This window comes from Sphingomonas sp. Leaf5 (genome assembly GCF_001421155.1).
Lineage (GTDB): Bacteria > Pseudomonadota > Alphaproteobacteria > Sphingomonadales > Sphingomonadaceae > Sphingomonas.
Genome location: NZ_LMJZ01000004.1, coordinates 18,929 through 36,106 on the forward strand (window position 1 = coordinate 18,929; position 17,178 = coordinate 36,106).

General features: G+C 67.6%; 15 protein-coding genes. 7 read left to right on the forward strand and 8 right to left on the reverse strand.

Annotation, left to right across the window (positions count from 1 at the left end):
* Positions 1 to 119 precede the first annotated feature (119 nt).
* Both rimO and ASE50_RS05050 read left to right on the forward strand, forming a co-directional pair.
* Positions 120 to 1,451 carry a 30S ribosomal protein S12 methylthiotransferase RimO gene (gene rimO, locus ASE50_RS05045; protein WP_056396535.1) on the forward strand — a complete coding sequence of 444 codons (1,332 nt, stop codon included), beginning with the start codon at positions 120 to 122 and terminating at the stop codon, positions 1,449 to 1,451.
* A 50-nt stretch (positions 1,452 to 1,501) separates the two neighbouring features.
* The gene (locus ASE50_RS05050) at positions 1,502 to 2,893 is read left to right on the forward strand and encodes a leucyl aminopeptidase family protein (RefSeq protein WP_414881812.1); all 1,392 of its coding nucleotides are present in this window, start codon (positions 1,502 to 1,504) and stop codon (positions 2,891 to 2,893) included.
* A 129-nt stretch (positions 2,894 to 3,022) separates the two neighbouring features.
* On the opposite strand, the gene ASE50_RS05055 is transcribed toward ASE50_RS05050, so the two are convergent.
* Positions 3,023 to 4,474 (reverse strand): ATP-binding protein, encoded by a 1,452-nt coding sequence (locus ASE50_RS05055; RefSeq protein ID WP_056396545.1) that lies wholly within the window; start codon positions 4,472 to 4,474, stop codon positions 3,023 to 3,025.
* A 93-nt stretch (positions 4,475 to 4,567) separates the two neighbouring features.
* Here ASE50_RS05055 and ASE50_RS05060 point away from each other — a divergent pair, with 93 nt between their 5' ends.
* On the forward strand, positions 4,568 to 4,993 hold the full coding sequence (locus tag ASE50_RS05060) for a DUF2809 domain-containing protein (RefSeq protein ID WP_082438807.1): 426 nt from the start codon (positions 4,568 to 4,570) through the stop codon (positions 4,991 to 4,993).
* On the opposite strand, the gene ASE50_RS05065 is transcribed toward ASE50_RS05060, so the two are convergent.
* Genes ASE50_RS05065 through ASE50_RS05075 form a run of 3 tightly spaced genes read right to left on the reverse strand, consistent with a single transcriptional unit; the run spans position 4,918 to position 7,459 of the window.
* Positions 4,918 to 5,244, reverse strand: a complete 327-nt coding sequence (locus ASE50_RS05065; protein ID WP_056396551.1) for a 2Fe-2S iron-sulfur cluster-binding protein — start codon at positions 5,242 to 5,244, stop codon at positions 4,918 to 4,920. The genes ASE50_RS05060 and ASE50_RS05065 overlap by 76 nt on opposite strands.
* Positions 5,241 to 6,362, reverse strand: a complete 1,122-nt coding sequence (locus ASE50_RS05070) for a cysteine desulfurase family protein (protein ID WP_235512176.1) — start codon at positions 6,360 to 6,362, stop codon at positions 5,241 to 5,243. The genes ASE50_RS05065 and ASE50_RS05070 overlap by 4 nt, the downstream gene beginning before the upstream one ends.
* Positions 6,344 to 7,459 (reverse strand): cysteine desulfurase family protein, encoded by a 1,116-nt coding sequence (locus tag ASE50_RS05075; RefSeq protein ID WP_056396554.1) that lies wholly within the window; start codon positions 7,457 to 7,459, stop codon positions 6,344 to 6,346. Before ASE50_RS05075 ends, ASE50_RS05070 begins: the two co-directional genes overlap by 19 nt.
* Positions 7,460 to 7,500: 41 nt before the next feature.
* Between ASE50_RS05075 and ASE50_RS05080 the strand changes: the two genes are divergently transcribed.
* The gene (locus ASE50_RS05080; RefSeq protein ID WP_056396558.1) at positions 7,501 to 8,157 is read left to right on the forward strand and encodes an alpha/beta hydrolase; all 657 of its coding nucleotides are present in this window, start codon (positions 7,501 to 7,503) and stop codon (positions 8,155 to 8,157) included.
* A gap of 172 nt (positions 8,158 to 8,329) precedes the next feature.
* Positions 8,330 to 8,557 carry a hypothetical protein gene (locus ASE50_RS18460; protein ID WP_056504277.1) on the forward strand — a complete coding sequence of 76 codons (228 nt, stop codon included), beginning with the start codon at positions 8,330 to 8,332 and terminating at the stop codon, positions 8,555 to 8,557.
* A 3-nt stretch (positions 8,558 to 8,560) separates the two neighbouring features.
* On the opposite strand, the gene ASE50_RS18465 is transcribed toward ASE50_RS18460, so the two are convergent.
* Both ASE50_RS18465 and ASE50_RS05085 read right to left on the reverse strand, forming a co-directional pair.
* Positions 8,561 to 8,728, reverse strand: coding sequence for a hypothetical protein (locus ASE50_RS18465; RefSeq protein WP_156347301.1), 168 nt, complete (start codon positions 8,726 to 8,728; stop codon positions 8,561 to 8,563).
* Positions 8,725 to 9,687 (reverse strand): threonine/serine dehydratase, encoded by a 963-nt coding sequence (locus ASE50_RS05085; protein WP_056396561.1) that lies wholly within the window; start codon positions 9,685 to 9,687, stop codon positions 8,725 to 8,727. The genes ASE50_RS18465 and ASE50_RS05085 overlap by 4 nt, the downstream gene beginning before the upstream one ends.
* Positions 9,688 to 9,826: 139 nt before the next feature.
* Here ASE50_RS05085 and ASE50_RS05090 point away from each other — a divergent pair, with 139 nt between their 5' ends.
* On the forward strand, positions 9,827 to 11,068 hold the full coding sequence (locus tag ASE50_RS05090) for a type III PLP-dependent enzyme (protein ID WP_235512178.1): 1,242 nt from the start codon (positions 9,827 to 9,829) through the stop codon (positions 11,066 to 11,068).
* A gap of 186 nt (positions 11,069 to 11,254) precedes the next feature.
* Positions 11,255 to 12,307, forward strand: coding sequence for a 1,9-bis(guanidino)-5-aza-nonane synthase (locus ASE50_RS05095; protein ID WP_056396567.1), 1,053 nt, complete (start codon positions 11,255 to 11,257; stop codon positions 12,305 to 12,307).
* Positions 12,308 to 12,385: 78 nt separating this feature from the next.
* On the opposite strand, the gene ASE50_RS05100 is transcribed toward ASE50_RS05095, so the two are convergent.
* Positions 12,386 to 15,193: a DUF3857 domain-containing protein gene (locus ASE50_RS05100; RefSeq protein WP_321163362.1), complete on the reverse strand. Its 2,808-nt coding sequence runs from the start codon at positions 15,191 to 15,193 to the stop codon at positions 12,386 to 12,388.
* A 96-nt stretch (positions 15,194 to 15,289) separates the two neighbouring features.
* Positions 15,290 to 17,176, reverse strand: a complete 1,887-nt coding sequence (locus tag ASE50_RS05105) for an XrtA/PEP-CTERM system amidotransferase (protein ID WP_056396575.1) — start codon at positions 17,174 to 17,176, stop codon at positions 15,290 to 15,292.
* Positions 17,177 to 17,178 lie beyond the last annotated feature (2 nt).

The following is a 17,178-nucleotide window of genomic DNA, read 5'->3' on the forward strand; positions in this document are numbered from 1 at the left end:
GCCGCGCGGTTCGGGCCGATCGCTTTCCGCAGCCTCGCGACCTTCGCCGGACGCGGCAAACCGCACCACAGCACCGCCCCTATCATTTTTTGCCGAAATCGCTATGTGACCGGGCAATCATGGCAACTCGTCTTCCTTCGCCTCCCCGTGTCGGGATGGTTTCCCTCGGCTGTCCCAAGAACCTTGTCGACAGCGAACGCATCCTGACCAAATTGCGCAGCGACGGCTATCAGATGTCGCCCGACTATGCCGGGGCCGATGTCGTGCTGGTCAACACTTGCGGTTTCCTCGACTCCGCCAAGGAAGAGTCGCTCGAAGCGATCGGCGAGGCGATCGCCGAAAACGGGCGCGTGATCGTCACCGGTTGCATGGGGCAGGAGGCGGAGACGATCCGCGCCCGCTTCCCGCAGGTGCTGGCCGTCACTGGTGCGCATCAGTACGAACAGGTGGTCGAGGCGGTCCACGAAGCCGCGCCGCCGATCCCGTCGCCGTTCGTCGATCTGGTCCCCGAAAGCGGCCTCAAACTGACGCCGCGCCATTACAGCTATCTGAAGATTTCGGAGGGCTGCAACCACCGCTGCTCGTTCTGCATCATCCCGTCGATCCGCGGCGATCTGGTCAGCCGCCGTCCCGATGCGATCCTGCGCGAGGCGGAAAAGCTGGTCGCGGCGGGGACGAAGGAACTGCTGGTCATCAGCCAGGATACGTCGGCCTATGGCATCGATATCCGCCGCGAACCGCGCGCGTGGAAGGGGCGCGAGGTCGTGCCGCACATGACCGATCTGGCCCGCGAACTCGGGCAGATCGCGCCATGGGTACGGCTCCACTATGTCTATCCCTATCCGCATGTCGACGCGGTCGTGCCGCTGATGGCCGAGGGGCTGGTGCTGCCGTATCTCGACATTCCGTTCCAGCATGCCTCGCCCAATGTTCTGAAGGCGATGAAGCGTCCGGCGAACGATGCCAAGGTGCTTGAACGCCTGCGCGGCTGGCGCGAGGTGTGCCCCGACATCGCGATCCGTTCGTCGTTCGTCGTCGGTTTCCCCGGCGAGACCGAAGCCGATTTCCAGTATCTGCTCGACTGGCTGGACGAAGCGCAGCTCGACCGAGTCGGCGCGTTCCGCTTCGAACCCGTCGAGGGTGCCGCCGCCAACGCGCTGCCCGATCCGGTGCCGGAGGCGGTGAAGGAACAACGCTACGCGCGGATCATGGAAAAGACCGCGGCCATTTCGGCCGCCAAGCTGGCCGCCAAGATCGGGCGCACGATCGACGTCATCATCGATGAAGTCGGCGAGGAAGGCGGCGCGACCGGCCGCAGCACCGCCGACGCGCCGGGCATCGACGGCGAGGTTTTCCTGCGCGACGCCGGCCATCTGGCACAGGGCGACATCGTTAGGGTCGAGGTCGAGGACGCCGACGAACACGACCTGTACGGCGTGCCGGTAGCCTGAAATCCTCCCCGGCACGGGGAGGATTGCGCTTTGCGCCCCCCGCCCCCTACATCTCGGCCATGACTCCGACGATCACCGCCGACCGCGGGCAGGATGCCCGTACCATCCACCTGATCCCGCTCGCCGCGTTCGATGCGTGGCTTGGCCAGCAACCCCCGCGCATTCGCGCCGCCGCGACGGCGCAGCGGCTGGTCGCCAAGGCCGGCAAGACCGCGACGCTGCCCGGCGAACGCCCCGAGGAATGGTCGGTCGCCACCGTCGTCGCCGACCCGGCGAACCTGTCGTCATGGGAGCTGGCGCATTTGCCCGCGCAGCTTCCTGCCGGCAGCTATCGCCTCGCCAGCGGTGCCCCCGGCGCTGCGAAGCTCGGCTGGGCGACCGCGCAATATCGCTTCACCCGCTATCGCAAGGGCGATGACGACGCCCCCCGCGTCCTGCTTTCCAACGAACCAGCCCGGATCGACGAAGCGCTGCGACAGGCGGCCGCTACCGCGCGGGTCCGCGATCTGGTCAACACCGCCGCCGCCGACCTCGGCCCTGCCGAACTCGCCATTGCCGTCCGTACCATCGGCGACGCGCATGGCGCGACCGTTACCGTCACCACCGGCCGCGATCTTGAGACCGGCTATCCGATGATCCATGCGGTCGGAAAGGCCGCCGGCAAGGGGCGCGAACCGCGGTTGATCGAACTGGTCTGGGGCAACCCGGCGCATCCTCGCGTCGCACTGGTGGGCAAGGGCGTATGCTTCGACAGTGGCGGGCTCGATATCAAGCCGTCTTCGGGCATGCGTCTGATGAAGAAGGATATGGGCGGCGCGGCGCACGCGCTGGCACTCGCCGGGCTGGTGATGGAAACGCATCTGCCGGTCCGGCTCCATCTGCTGATCCCGGCGGTCGAGAACAGCGTATCGGCCGACAGCTTCCGTCCCGGCGACGTGCTGACGACGCGCAAGGGGCTGACGGTCGAGAACACCAATACCGATGCCGAAGGGCGGCTTGTGCTGGGCGATGCGCTGACTCGGGCGTGCGAGGATCACCCCGACCTGCTGATCGACTTCGCGACCCTGACCGGGGCCGCCCGCGTGGCGCTCGGCCCCGATCTGCCGGCGACCTTCGCCAATGACGATACGCTCGCCGCCGACCTGCTCGCGGCAGGCACGGCGGAAGAGGACCCGTTGTGGCGGATGCCGCTATGGGATGGCTATGACGACCTGCTGAAGTCCGACATCGCCGACATAGTCAACGCTCCCGATGGCGGCATGGCCGGCGCGGTCACCGCCGCGCTGTTCCTGCGGCGGTTCGTGACGCCGGGCACCGCATGGGCGCATCTCGACACCTTCGCCTGGCGCACCGCCGCCAAACCCGGCCGCGCCAAAGGTGGCGAAGCCTATGGCCTGCGCGCGACGTGGCGGCTGCTGAAGGATCGGTACGCCAAACCCTGAATCCTCCCCGGCACGGGGAGGGGGACCAGCCACAGGCTGGTGGAGGGGGATCTCCAAGGGCGATCCGTTCGTGGAAGCTCCCCTCCACCACCGCTTCGCGGCGGTCCCCCTCCCCGTGCCGGGGAGGATTTACGCTGCCTCCGCCGCCTCGGTCGTCCAACCGAGATGCGGCAACGCGATCGACCGCTTGCCCGCCAGATCGATCCGGCACACCAGCAGATCGCGCCCCTCGATATAGGCGAGCAACCGTTTCACCCGCCCCAGCGAACTCGTCCCATAGGTTCGCGCGATCGCCGCGTCGCTCGGACACGGCCGCCCTTCGCGTGCCGCCCGCGCGATGAGCATGAACGCGCCGAGCATGTCGTCGGGCAGCACATCGGCAATCGCCAGCGCCTGCGCCCATTCCTCGTCGGGCGCTTGGAAAATGCCGGCCCGCGCGCACGCCAGCCGGCGCGTGAAGGCCGGCAGGTCGAGCGGCGGGCGCGGCAGGCCGACCATGCGGCAGCGCACGTCGAAATCCTGATACAGCACCGCCGCCGCGCGCGGCTGGTCGCCCTCGTCCTCGACCAGCGCCCGCAGCACCTCAGCGACGATCATATCGGTTTCGTCCGCCGACCGTTCGGGCAGGTCGGGCGCGTTGCTGGGCCGCACCGGCGCGGCGATCGCCGCCTCCACCGCTTCGGGTGGCGCGACGTGCCGGATCGGCGGCCCAAGCGGCAGCATCGCCTCGACCGGGGCGAGCAACAAACCCTTGATATCGGCCACCGGTGCGCTCGGCAGCGGCGTCAGCTTGGGACTGCCGCTGCGCGCCGACGTCTGCACCGGACCGATCTTGATCGACAGCGGCCGCCGCGACACCGCCGGTCCCAGCGCGAGGAAATGCCCGCGCTGCAGATCGCGGATCGCCTCGGCCTGCCGCCGCTCCATGCCCAGCAGATCGGCTGCCCGCGCCATGTCGATGTCGAGGAAGGTGCGCCCCATCAGAAAGTTCGACGCCTCGGCCGCGACGTTCTTGGCGAGCTTCGCCAGACGCTGGGTCGCGATCACGCCGGCAAGGCCGCGCTTGCGCCCGCGACACATCAGGTTGGTCATCGCCGACAGCGACGCACGCCGCACTTCCTCGACGACCTCGCCGCCGCCCGCCGGTGCGAACAACTGCGCTTCGTCCACCACCACCAGCGCCGGATACCAATGCTCGCGCGGCGCATCGAACAGCGCGTTCAGGAACGCGGCGGCGCACTTCAACTGCCCCTCCGCCTCCAGCCCCTCTAGGCTGAGCACCACCGAGGCGCGATGCTCGCGCGCGCGCGTCGCGAACCTCGCGACCTCGCGCTCGCTATGATCGGCCGCCTCGATCACGACATGGCCATAGGCTCCTGCCAGCGTCACGAAATCCCCTTCGGGATCGATCACCACCTGCTGGACATGGCCCGCGCTGCGTTCGAGCAGGCGGCGGAGAAGATGCGACTTTCCCGACCCCGAATTGCCCTGCACCAGCAATCGGGTCGCCAACAATTCTTCGAGATCAAGGGGAACGGTCTTGCCCGCCGGGTCCGTCCCCATATCGACGTTCACGGTCATCGCGGGTCTTTAGGCGGTGGTGCCGCGTCGGGGCAAGCGGTTGCGTCGACGCCCGTCGCACGCCATGTCGATCGCACCGTTCGGGGAGCGACCATGCGACTGCACAAGGGCTATGCCGCGCTGACCATCGCGTTGCTGGCGATCGACCTGGCCATCGCACTGTTCCTGCACGATCCGATCGTCCGGCCCTATGTCGGCGATGCGCTGGCGGTGATGCTGGTCTATACCGCCTTGCGCGCCGTCACCCGTGCGGGCGTCCTGCCGGCGACGCTGATCGCGTTCGCCATCGCCGTCGTGATCGAGTTCGGCCAGTATTTCCGCGTGCTTGCCTCCATCGGCCTCGATCACGATCGCGTCGCCCGGATGATCCTCGGCAGCGGCTTCGATCCGAAAGACTTCATCGCCTATGCCAGCGGCGCGGTCGCGGTGCTGCTGGTCGAGCGTTACCGCCGCGCGTCGCGTGCCGCAGGGGGCATCCGCACCGTCAGCCCGTCGAGCGACTCGTCGAGCACGATCTGACAGGCCAGCCGGCTGGTCGCGACCGCGCCTTCGGCAAAATCGAGCATGTCCTCCTCATCCTCGCCCGGCGGCGGCAGGCGTGGCGCGTCGGCCGGATCGACGATGACATGGCAGGTCGAACACGCCATCTGCCCGCCGCACGTCCCTTCGAGCGGCAGGTCATAGGCCTGCGCCAGATCGAGCAGCCGGTCGCCGGCCGCCCCGCGCGCTTCCTCGACGCTGCCATCGGCCCGGACGAAGCGGACGATCATCGTTGCCCCCGCGCCGCGCGATCGATCGTCTGCAATGCCGCCACCAGTTCCTCCTGCGTCGTGTAGCGCCCGAACCCGATCCGGATCGCATTCTTCGCCTGCGCATCGCTTAGCCCGATCGCGCGCAGCACATGGCTGGTCCGCCCCGATTCGCTGGCACAGGCCGATCCGGCCGAAAAGGCGATGTCGCGGCATTCGCTCATCAGCCGCGCCACATCCAGCCCGTCCATCCGCACGTTGAGATTGCCATGCCAGCGCGCCCCGGCATCCCCGTTCAACACCCAGTCGGGTGCCGACAACACCGCCCGCGCCGCATCCCACAAGGTCTCGACATGCGACGGATCGTCCTGCGTCAGCAACGCCGCTGACACGCCGAACCCGGCGCACAAGGCGGGACTGAGCGTGCCCGATCGCAACTCGCCTTCCTGCCCGCCGCCGTACAGGAGGGCGGCCGGTTCGGTTCCGGCGCGCACCCACAGCGCGCCGATCCCCTTCGGCCCATAGATTTTGTGCGCCGACACCGCGATCAGGTCGCAGGCCGAAACCGGCAGCGCGACCCGCCCCCAGCCCTGCACCGCATCGCAGACCATCACCGCCCCGACCGACCGGGCCAGTTCGCCGAGCCATGCGATCGGCTGCACCACGCCGATCTCGTTATTGACCAGCATCGCGGCGACCAGCGCGGTTCGTTCATCGATCGCCGCCACCGCCGCGTCGCGATCGACCAGCCCGTCCGCGCCGACCGGCAGCACCACGACCTCCGCCCCCCGCGCCGCCAACGCCCGCACGGTATCGAGCACGCAGCTATGCTCGGTCGCGATCGTCACCACCTTCGGCCGGGCAGCCCCCGACCGTTCGAACGTCCCGGCAATCGCCCAGTTCGCCGCCTCGGTCGCGCCGCTGGTAAAGAATAGCCGCCCCTCCGCGCCCGGGGCCAGCGCGGCCAGCACCTGATCGCGCGCGACCTCCACCGTCGCCTTTGCCCGCCGCCCCTCACGATGCGGCGAATGCGGGTTGGCATGATGGTCGCGCAGCCACGGCACCATCGCCGCGAACGCCTCCGGGGCCAGTGGCGTCGTCGCCTGATAATCCAGATAGGTCACGCCATCGCCTTCCATGCCTCGGCGAATCGCTCGACCTCGTCGGCGGTCGTCGTCCAGCCGAAACTGACGCGGATCACTTCGCTCGCCGCCTTGGCATCAATGCCCATCGCCGTCAGGACGTGACTGGTCTTGAGCGTTCCCGAGGAACACGCGCTCCCGGCCGACACGGCGAACCCGGCCGAGTCCAGCCGCATCAGCTGCGCCGCCGCCGACCGCCCCGGCAGTCGATAGGCGGCGATGGTCGGAATCCGGGGCGACGCATCGGCGATCACCTCGCCACCATGCGCCCGCACGATGCGGTCCAGTTCCGTGCGAAGCAGTGCCACCCGGTCGAACCAGTCGCCCGATGCCTCCAAAGCGGCGGCAAAGCCCAGCGCGGCGGGCAGGTTTTCCGTGCCCCCGCGATAGCCTTGTTCCTGTCCGCCGGTCGGGCGCAACAACGACAGGTCCCGGACGAGCAACGCGCCGATCCCCGGCGGTCCGCCCAGCTTGTGCGCCGACACGACGATCAGGTCGGCAGGCGGCAGCGGCAGCTTGCCGGCGCTTTGCGAACAGTCCGCGACCAGCGTGATCGGCCGCCCGATCCACGCCTCCCGCCGCAGCGCATCGATCCGGTCGAGCGGCTGCAACACACCCGTCTCGCTGTTGGCGGACTGGATCGCGAACCGCTCGGTCGCTTCGCGGGGATCAAGGGCAGCGAGCAACGACGAACGATCGTCGAGGTCGACCAATCCATCCGTACCCACCGGCAACCGGATGTCGCTTTCCGCCGCACGCAGGACCGCGTCATGCTCGACCGCGCTCACGACCGTTTCGTACCGGCCCGCACCGCACAGCGCGATCGCCAGCGCCTCGCTCGCACCGCCAGTCAGGATCACCTCGCCATCCCAGCCCACCGCCGCGGCGATGCGCGCGCGCGCATCCTCCAGCGCCCGCCGGGCGGCGCGCCCCTCGGCATGCGGGCTCGACGGATTGGCCCAGCGCGCCATGCCGTCGATGACCGCGGCTGCCGCTTCGGGCCGGATCGGGGTGGTCGCGGCGTGGTCGAGATAGATGCGGGTCGTCAAAACACTTCCGTTCCGATTGCACGGGCCTATATAGCCGCGATCCATCTTCGCGCCATCGCCGCGCCCGAAACGTAACAGGACGTCCCATGCCCGAAGTCATCTTCCCCGGTCCCGAAGGTCGACTGGAGGGCCGTTTCGCCCCCGCTCCCCGCCCCCGCGCGCCGGTCGCGATGATCCTGCACCCGCATCCGTCGTCGGGCGGCACGATGAACAACGGCATCGTGCAGGAACTCTACAAGACGTTCCAGCGCCGCGGCTTCGCGACGCTCCGCTTCAACTTCCGCGGCGTCGGCAAGAGCCAGGGCACGTTCGACAACGGCGTCGGCGAACTGTCGGACGCCGCCTCGGCGCTCGACTGGGTACAGAGCTTCCACCCAGAGGCGCAGACGACGTGGATCGCGGGGGTCAGCTTCGGCGCATGGATCGGCATGCAGCTGCTGATGCGCCGCCCGGAGATCCGCGGTTTCATCTCGATCGCACCCCCTGCGAACATGTACGACTTCACCTTCCTGGCGCCATGCCCCTCCTCCGGCATCATCATCCAGGGCGACGCCGACGAAGTCGTGACGCCGGTGGCGACGCAGAAGCTGGTCGACAAGCTGCGTACCCAGCGTCACATCACCATCCATCACGATGTGATCCCGGGTGCCAACCACTTCTTCCAGAACGAAATGCCGCAATTGATGGGCAGCGTGGACAAGTATCTGGACATGCGGCTGGACCCGAACTCGCCGATTAAATGAGCCCGGCGCTGCGGGTCGCAACGCCGACCCGCACCTTCGCGGCGCGCCCGGCCGGCGGTGCCAATCGGCACCGACCGACGACGCGGCTTTGCCGCGGCGAGCGTTTGATGCTTGCCATATTCAACAGTCGCCATAGGATGCCGGTGCCATTCCGGTACAGGACATCCTGCCCATGCTGACCATCTTGCTACTAGCGGCGGCAACGCAAGCCACTGCCGCCCCGACGCCACCGAAACCCGAAAAGAAAGTCTGCCGCCGCGAAATGACGACCGGCTCGATCATGGCCCGCCCGGTCTGCCACACCAGAACCGAATGGACGCAGATCGACGCGCAGAATGCCGCCAATGCCGCTCAGGCGCTGGACCAGCGGAGCTACCGCATGCCGTCGCAGCGCGACTGACGCCTACATCGTCCAGATCGCGACGTTCCCGACCATCACCAGCGCACACACGATCATCAGGCTGCCGTTGCGCCGTTCGCCACGCGCAATCATCCGGACGCCGAAGACGATCAGCAGGATCGCGACGAGCATCAATATCGCGAGCAGCGTCCCCGCCGGCCCCTGCGTCACGCCGCCAGCACCGCGCCATAGGCGACGGGATCGACATTGCCGCCCGACACCAGCACCAGCGTACCCGGCTTTACCGTCACCCGTTTCGACAGGATCGCCGCCAGCGCCACCGCGCCGCCCGGTTCGACGACCGCCCGCAAGTGCTGCGCGGCCCAGCGTTGCGCGTGGGCAATCTCCGCCTCGCTGACCGCCACCCCGGTGGCACCACGGCGTGAGAGCACGTCTAAGGTTCGCTCGGCCACCCGCAGCGTCTGGAGCGCGTCACAGGCGGTCGGCGGTGGCGCATCGCCGACGGGTTCGATCCATCCCGCCTCGAGGCTGCGGCGCATATCGTCCCAACCCTCCGGCTCGACCGTCACGATCTCGGCATCGGGCAGCGCCAGCGCGATGCCGGCGGCCAGTCCGCCACCCCCGCACGGCACGACGACCTGCGACGGCACCGGAAGCCCGGCTGCCACCATCTGCTCCGCCGCCTCGATCCCGGCGGACCCCTGCCCCTCGATCACCCACGCATCGTCGAAGCTCGGCACCAACGTCGCGCCGCGCGCATGCGCCAGATGCGCGGCGATCTTCTCGCGGCTTTCGGTCGCCCGGTCGTAGCGGACGACCTCCGCGCCCAGCGCCATCGTCGCCCGCAGCTTCGTCTCGGGGGCGTCGGCGGGCATCACGATCGTGGCGGCGATTCCCAGTCGCCTGGCCGCCCACGCGACCCCCTGCGCATGATTGCCCGACGAGAAAGCGACGACGCCACGCGCCCGCGATTCGTCGCTGAGCGCCGTCAAACGGTGCCACGCGCCGCGCAGTTTGAACGCCCCGATCGGCTGCAGCGATTCCATCTTCAACGCGACCCGCAAGCCATTGATTTCCCTCATCATCAATGGGGACGGCGGCAGGATACTCGCCATCTTGGCCGCTGCGTCGCGGACCCCTGCTCGCGTCGGCTGTCGCAAAATCGTCATAAAATGCCCGTTCCGTCGCAGAACCACTTTACATCGTGGGTTAGGGACCATAGATCGCGCCTCCGCTGCCCCATGGGACTTCCAACCGCAAGGCAGCTTTTGTCACCGTATGCCGAAAGGCAATTGGAGGTCCCTTGAATTGGCCAAGCACTATAGCGCGCTGGGGCTAGCTGCCCCCTTTATCGCCCGTGACTCCTCGTTCGAGTGCGGGATCGACATCGCAGAGCGCCGACCGGTCGAACCGGTCACGCTCGTTCGCCCGCACGCCGCAGCGCGCGCAGCCCGATTCTTCGTCGAGAAGTTTCCGGGCCGCTCGATGTATGCGGTGAAGGCGAATCCGTCGCCCGACCTGCTCCGTGTCCTGTGGGACAACGGGATAGCGCACTATGACACCGCCTCGATCGGCGAAGTGCGTCTGGTGAAGTCGACGCTGCCCGAAGCGACCTGTCACTTCATGCACCCGATCAAGGCCCCGGAAGCGATTGCCGAGGCCTATTTCGACCATGGCGTGCGGACCTTCTCGCTCGACAGCATGGACGAGCTGGAAAAGATCGTGGCCGCCACCGATGGCGCGACCGATCTGACCCTGTGCGTGCGGATGCGCGTGTCGTCCGAATATGCGAAGCTGTCGCTGGGGTCGAAGTTCGGCGTCGGGCCGGGCGAAGCAAAGCAGCTGCTGATCGCGACCCGTCAGGTCGCCGATGCGCTGGGCATCTGCTTCCATGTCGGCAGCCAGACCATGTCGCCCGACGCCTACAGCAACGCGATGGAACGCGTTCGTGGTGCAATCGTCGATGCCGGTGTCACCGTCGACGTCATCGACGTCGGTGGCGGCTTCCCGTCCTGCTACCCCGGCATGACCCCGCCGCCGCTGGAGCGTTTCTTCGAAACGATCCACCGCGCGTTCGAAAGCCTGCCGATCAGCTATTCGGCAGAATTGTGGGCCGAACCGGGTCGCTCGCTGTGTGCCGAATATGCATCGGTCGTCGTCCGCGTCGAACATCGCCGTGGCGCGGAACTGTTCATCAACGACGGTGCCTATGGCTCGTTGTTCGATGCGGCGCACATCGGCTGGAAGTATCCGGTGCAGCTGCTCCGTCAGCCGGAATCGGATGCGCGCGACATGGACTTCAGCTTCTGGGGTCCGACCTGCGACGATATCGACCAGATGCAGGGACCGTTCCCGCTGCCGGCCGATACCCGCAGCGGCGATTATTTCGAGATCGGCATGCTCGGTGCCTATGGCTCGGCCATGCGCACCGCGTTCAACGGCTTCGGCAATGGCGAGACCGTCGTGACCGACGACGAGCCGATGGAGTCGATGTATATCGAACTCGATCCCGTGCCGGCGTTCGTTTCGAACAACGTCGTCAAGCTGTAACGCCACTATCCTAACCAGCCACCTCCCCCTTCCCGCACCTGTGCGGGAGGGGCCGGGGGTGGGCTTTGCATGGCCTTTGCGCTATGCGACCGCCATCGGCTCCTCCCCACTTTTTCGGGCAGGAGGCCATACCGGGTTTCCGCGTCCCCATAACGACGACGGCTTATCGATGATGATGGGACCATCATGACCGACACGACGATCAACGACACCCGCAAGGCGGAACTGCTTTCGACCACCGTCGAGCATGTCGACATCACCAAGTTCGACGCCCGCCCGATCATCGACGCGATGGGCAAGATGAGCTTCACCAGCCGCGACCTCGCGCGCGCCACCCGCATCTACAACCAGATGCTGGAGGACAAGGACTGCTCGATCTTCCTCGTGATCGCCGGTTCGACCTCGGCCGGCGGCTGCATGGATCTGTACGCCGAGCTGTTGCGCTCGAACATGATCGACGGCGTCGTCGCGACCGGCGCGTCGATCGTCGACATGGACTTCTTCGAAGGGCTTGGCCACAAGCATTATCAGGCGCTTGAAATCCCCGACGATAACGTGCTGCGCTCGCTCTACATCGACCGCATCTACGACACCTATATCGACGAAGAGCAGCTGCAGGATTGCGATCACACCATCGGTGAAATCGCCAACTCGCTCGAGCCGAAGGCCTATTCGTCGCGCGCCTTCATCCGCGAGATGGGCAAGTATCTGTCGGAGCATGGCAAGAAGGAAAACAGCCTCGTCAAGCTGGCGTACGAGCATGACGTGCCGATCTTCTGCCCGGCCTTCGTCGACAGCTCGGCCGGCTTCGGTCTGGTCAAGCACCAGGTCGACCGCGCAAAGGAGGGCAAGCCGTACATGGTGCTCGACGCCATCGCCGACTTCCGCGAACTGACCGATATCAAGATCAAGGCGGGCACCACCGGCCTGCTGATGATCGGCGGCGGCGTGCCGAAGAACTTCATCCAGGACACCGTCGTCTGCGCCGAAATCCTCGGCTATGACGATGTCGAGATGCACAAATACGCCGTGCAGATCACCGTCGCCGACGTCCGCGACGGCGCGTGTTCGTCCTCGACGCTGAAGGAAGCGGCCAGCTGGGGCAAGGTCGACACCGCGCTCGAACAGATGGTCTTCGCCGAAGCCGGCTCGGTCATGCCGCTCCTTGCCTCGGACGCCTATCACCGCGGCGCGTGGAAGGATCGCACGAAGCGCGCCTTCGGCAAGATGTTCGACTGATCCTCGAACCATCGCCAAAAACGTAAACGGCGGGGGAGCAATCCCCCGCCGTTCTCGTATCTGCGGTTCGGCGAACGCCTACATCTTGAAACCGAACCGGGCATATTGCCGATCGATCTGCGGCGCGACCCGCCGGGCCATCGTCAGGTCGGCAAGCGCATCGGCATCGCGCTTCATCGCCTTCATCACCACGGCGCGCAGATAGCGGCTGCTCGCCATGTCGGGTTCCGCCGCCAGCACGGCGTCGAGATCGGCCAGCGCCTCGGGATACCGGCCCATCCGGTACCAGACCATCGCCCGGCTATCGAGCGCGGCGAGCGTGCTGTCGCTCAATTCGATCGCGCTGGTGCAATCCTTGAGCGCGGTGTCGAGCATCACCGACCGCGTGCCCTTGATCCAGCAGCGACCGTTCAGCAGGTTCGGCGAACCCGGCTTTTCGGCGATCATCGCATCGTACAGCTTCACCGCTTCCGCCGCGTCGCCGAACTCCCCGATCAGCGCCGCCTTGTCCTGCCGCGCCGCGCGCTTCTGTTCACCGCCCAGCGCGATCCGCTGGTCGAGCAGCGCAACGCCACCGGGCAGGTCGCCATTCTCCGCCTTCAGCCACGCCAGCCGCATCGTCGCGCTCTGGTTCGACGGGTCGAGCCGCCGCGCGCTTTCGGCATCGGCCAGCGCCTTTGTCCGGTCGCCGAGCATGTCGTGGACATAGGCGCGTTGCAGGTACAGATCGATGTCCGGTTCCTTGGCGATCACCCGGTCGAGATCGGGCAGCGCCGCGCGGTAATTACCGACCCCGCTCTCGAAACTGGCGCGGCTCTGATACCCGCTGATTTCGTCGGGATCGGCGGCGATCGCCTTGGCATAGACCGCGCGGATCGCCTTGATCTGGCTCGACTGCGCCATCCCCGCGCTGTCCAGCGTCCAGCGGCGCGGCGTGTCGGCGGGCGCGACCAGATGCGGAATATTGGCGGTCGCCGTCGCCACCGCATCGCGTTCGGCGGCGATCTGCGCCGCCGGCACCTCCACGCCCAGTGCGTCGACCCGTTCGTCCATCGTCAGCAGGCCGTTCGTCAGGCGCGTCGTCCGCTTGACGACATGGCCCGCCAGTCGCTGATCGGCGTCCGCCGTTCCATCCAGCGTGAACCCGCGTCCGCCATCGGGCAGCCTGATCCGCAATCGGCGCTCGAACCCCAGCGGCGGCGGCGCGGCGACCGGGATCGCCGTCCAGTCGGGACGGCTGCGATCGGGGGAAAAGGTCAGATCGCTCAACGGACCGTTCAACGACCGTTTGCGCCGCCGGTCCTCCATGCCCCAGCTGGTGCCGACCACGCCCTTCGCACGGATGACGACGTCGCCGCTCACCGGATCGGGCGTGATCGTCCCGTCCGCGAATTGCCCCTCCCCTGCGGCCTTTTGCAGGACGTTCGAAATCAGCTCGCGCTGTTCCTTCGGTCCCAGCTGGCTCTTCGCCGCGCGCAGCTGTGCCGCGACCACGCCGTGCGCCACGAACGTCACGTCGACCGCACTGGGCAGATCGACCGCGCTGCTTTCGTCGGCGTCGATCGTCACGATGCCCATCGGCAGCGCATTGGCGTGGGTCGAGACCATCACCGGCACCGCCCCAGCCGCCCGCAGCGGCAGGACATAGCCGATGCCCGGCGTATCCCGGACATCGGCGATCCGCGCATTGCTACCCGTCCCGTCGAGCCACAGCGTTTCGCCAGCGACCGTCGCCCGCACGAACACATGGTTGAACGCAGCGGCGCTCGGCAGCCGTTCGGGCACGAAGTCGCCCATGCCAACGCTGGCGATCACCGGCTCCGCCTCGATGCCCATGGCGTGCAGCATGGCGAGCAGCAACAGCGTCTTGGCCTTGCAATCGCCATAGCGGACTTCCCACGTCTTCGCAGGAGCTTGCGGGACATAGTTCCCGCCGTCCATCCCGACCGCCAGATAGCGGACCTTGTCCTGCACCACCTCCAGCGCGCGTTGCGCCCGGCCGAGCGGCGTCGCGTCCGCCTTCATGATCGCCGCGACTTCGCCGGCGATCGGACCGCCCGTCGCGACCAGCCCGTCGGTCTTGTACAGCGTCGCAAAGGTCTTCGACACATCGGCCCAGTCGGCGAAGCTCGCCACCTCCATCAACGGCGGATGGCGGAACCGCGACGGCGCATCCTCGGGCATCTCCTTGGGCTTGGCGAGCGGCAGCGCGAAGCTCAGCTCGGTAAACTCGCCCTTCGTGACCGGCGTCGCCTGCACCCCGTCAGCGATTACCTTCCACTTCGGCTGGGTTCCCTTCGGCCAGCTGTAGCGGACCCGCCCCGCCCCGATCCGCATCGGGGCCGCGACCAGCGGAATGACATCCTGCACCCGCCCGCCCAGCGCCGTATCGCGTCCGGTGACCGAAAACCGCATGTCGAGGATGTCGCCGACCTCCAGCCCCTCGACCGCCATCGTCGCGGTCAGGATGCCGGTCAGTTCGCGCTGTTCGAGCGACTGTTCGCGCCGCAGCACGACGAACTTCTGCCCCTTCGCCAACAGGTCGATCCGCCGATCGCCGCGCAGGATGGTGAGACCATGGACGATCAGGTCGCCCTTGTCCGGTGCCCAGGGCAGGGTCAGCGTCGCTGCCTGCGACAGCATCTCGCTGCTGGCGATCCGCGTCTGCTGATGGACATAGGACCATAGCCGGTCGCCCTCGATCCGCTTCTGGAAATCGAGCAGCACGATCGGCGGCAATTCCTCCGCCGCGTTCGTCGGAACCGGGGGCGGCGCGATCACCCATGCCGGGGCGGGCTGATAGAGCGGCGTATCGCTGGCAAACGCCAGTGCCGGAACACACACTGCCGCCAATATGGCAGCCCGAGCCATGACCAAACGCTTCACGCAATCCCCCTCGTTCGCCGGCCCCCGCCGGTCGTCAAAGGTCTATCGCAGCGCCGTGCTTTGTCGAGTGGCGATTGCGTGCAGAAACGAAGCAGATCAGCCGAACAGCCGCGTGGCGCTCCGCTCCAGCATCACCAGCTGCCACAGCGTCCGGCCATGCTCCGCCCGGCCTGCGCGGTGATCGGCGACGATCCGCTCGATCGCATGCAGGTCGAACCAGTTTGCCAGCACCGGCGATCGCACCAGCGCCGCCGCCTCGTCGGCCAGTGCCCCACGAAACCATGCGCTGACCGGCGTCACGAACCCCATTTTCGGCCGATAAAGGATGTCGCGCGGCAGCCACGGCTCCAGCGCCTTCTTCATCAACCATTTCCCCTCGCCCCGCCGCAGCCGCAGCCCGGGCGGCAGGGTCGCGCAGAATTCGATCAGCCGATGGTCGAGCAACGGCTCGCGTGCCTCCAGCCCGACGGCCATGCTGGTCCGGTCGACCTTGGTCAGGATATCGCCGGGTAACCAGTGGCGGAAATCAGCATATTGTGCCCGGTCGAGCGCATGGCGACCCGGTGCCTGCCGCATTGCCGCGACATAGCGATCTTCGCCGCGATGCCCGCCCAGTTGCCGCACCATCGCCGGCGTATACAGCGCCTGCCGCACGCCGGGCGTCGTCACCCCGACCGCGCCGGCATAGGCTTCGTTGCCGTCCTGCGCCAATGCCAGCAGCGTCGTCTTGGCCCGGAACGGACGCGGTGCCCAGTCGGCCTTGGGATAGACGTCGCCCAGCGCCCCGAACACCGGCTCGCGAAATCCGGGCGGCAGCAGTCCACGCACCCGCTCCTCGGCGGCATGGAATTTGTACCGGCGATATCCCGCCAGCGCCTCGTCCGCGCCGTCACCCGACAGCGCGACGGTCACCCGCTCGCGCGCCAGTGCGCAGACGCGATAGGTCGCGAGCGCAGAGGCATCGGCGAAGGGTTCGTCGAACGCCGCGACCAGCGTGTCGATCAGCCCGAAATCGTCCGACTGCACCGTCCGCACCGCATGGTCGGTGGCAAAGCGCGTGGCGACGGCGGCGGCAGGGCCGCGTTCGTCATGCCCCGCCTCGTCGAACCCGATCGTGCAGGTCTGGACCGGCGCGCGGCTCGCCTCCGCCATCAGCGCGACGACCGCCGACGAATCGACCCCGCCCGACAGGAACGCGCCCAGCGGCACGTCGGCGACCATCCGCGACCGGACGCCCTCGCGCATCCGCTCGACCAGTTCGACCTCCAGATCGCGGGTGCTGCCTTTTGCGCGCGTCGAAAAGTCGATGTCCCACCACCGCACCGGCGGCGGCACCGCCCGCCCGCGCTGCATCAGCAGGAATTGGCCCGCCGGCAGCTTGCGTACCCCCGCGACGATACAGGCGTCGTCGGGCACATAGCCCAGCGCCATATAATCCTCGATCGCGCGCAGGTCGGGCGTCCGCCGTACCAGCGGGTGGGCCAGCAACCCCTTCAGTTCGGATGCGAACGCCACCGCGCCATCCGCCAGTTCGACATAGTATAGCGGCTTCACCCCCATCCGGTCGCGCGCGAGAAACAGCGACTGGCGATCGGCATCATGGATCGCGAAGGCGAACATGCCGTTCAGCCGCGCCAGCATGTCCGGCCCCCATGCCGCCCATGCGTGCAGCAGCACTTCGGTATCGCCCTGCGTGCGAAACATCGCGCCCCGCGCGATCAGTTCGGCGCGCAACTCGGCGAAGTTGTAGATTTCGCCATTATAGGTAACGACGAGTCCCTCGCCCGGCAGCGCCATCGGCTGCGGACTGCCCGCCACGTCGATGATCGACAACCGTCGATGGCCGAGCCCGACGCCGAGCGCGGTCCACACCCCCGACCCGTCCGGCCCGCGATGCGCCTGCGCATCAGTCATCGCGACGATCCGCGCCGGATCGACCGGCTTGGGGCTGGCGGGATGGAAGAGGCCGGCGATACCGCACATGG

What these genes read in the sequence shown, in the direction of transcription:
- rimO (WP_056396535.1), top strand. Translation starts at nt 120, where the DNA reads ATGGCAACTCGTCTTCCTTCGCCTCCCCGTGTCGGGATGGTTTCCCTC.
- ASE50_RS05055 (WP_056396545.1), bottom strand. Translation starts at nt 4,474, where the DNA reads ATGACCGTGAACGTCGATATGGGGACGGACCCGGCGGGCAAGACCGTT.
- ASE50_RS05060 (WP_082438807.1), top strand. Translation starts at nt 4,568, where the DNA reads ATGCGACTGCACAAGGGCTATGCCGCGCTGACCATCGCGTTGCTGGCG.
- ASE50_RS05065 (WP_056396551.1), bottom strand. Translation starts at nt 5,244, where the DNA reads ATGATCGTCCGCTTCGTCCGGGCCGATGGCAGCGTCGAGGAAGCGCGC.
- ASE50_RS05070 (WP_235512176.1), bottom strand. Translation starts at nt 6,362, where the DNA reads ATGGAAGGCGATGGCGTGACCTATCTGGATTATCAGGCGACGACGCCA.
- ASE50_RS05075 (WP_056396554.1), bottom strand. Translation starts at nt 7,459, where the DNA reads ATGGATCGCGGCTATATAGGCCCGTGCAATCGGAACGGAAGTGTTTTG.
- ASE50_RS05080 (WP_056396558.1), top strand. Translation starts at nt 7,501, where the DNA reads ATGCCCGAAGTCATCTTCCCCGGTCCCGAAGGTCGACTGGAGGGCCGT.
- ASE50_RS18460 (WP_056504277.1), top strand. Translation starts at nt 8,330, where the DNA reads ATGCTGACCATCTTGCTACTAGCGGCGGCAACGCAAGCCACTGCCGCC.
- ASE50_RS05085 (WP_056396561.1), bottom strand. Translation starts at nt 9,687, where the DNA reads ATGACGATTTTGCGACAGCCGACGCGAGCAGGGGTCCGCGACGCAGCG.
- ASE50_RS05095 (WP_056396567.1), top strand. Translation starts at nt 11,255, where the DNA reads ATGACCGACACGACGATCAACGACACCCGCAAGGCGGAACTGCTTTCG.
- ASE50_RS05105 (WP_056396575.1), bottom strand. Translation starts at nt 17,176, where the DNA reads ATGTGCGGTATCGCCGGCCTCTTCCATCCCGCCAGCCCCAAGCCGGTC.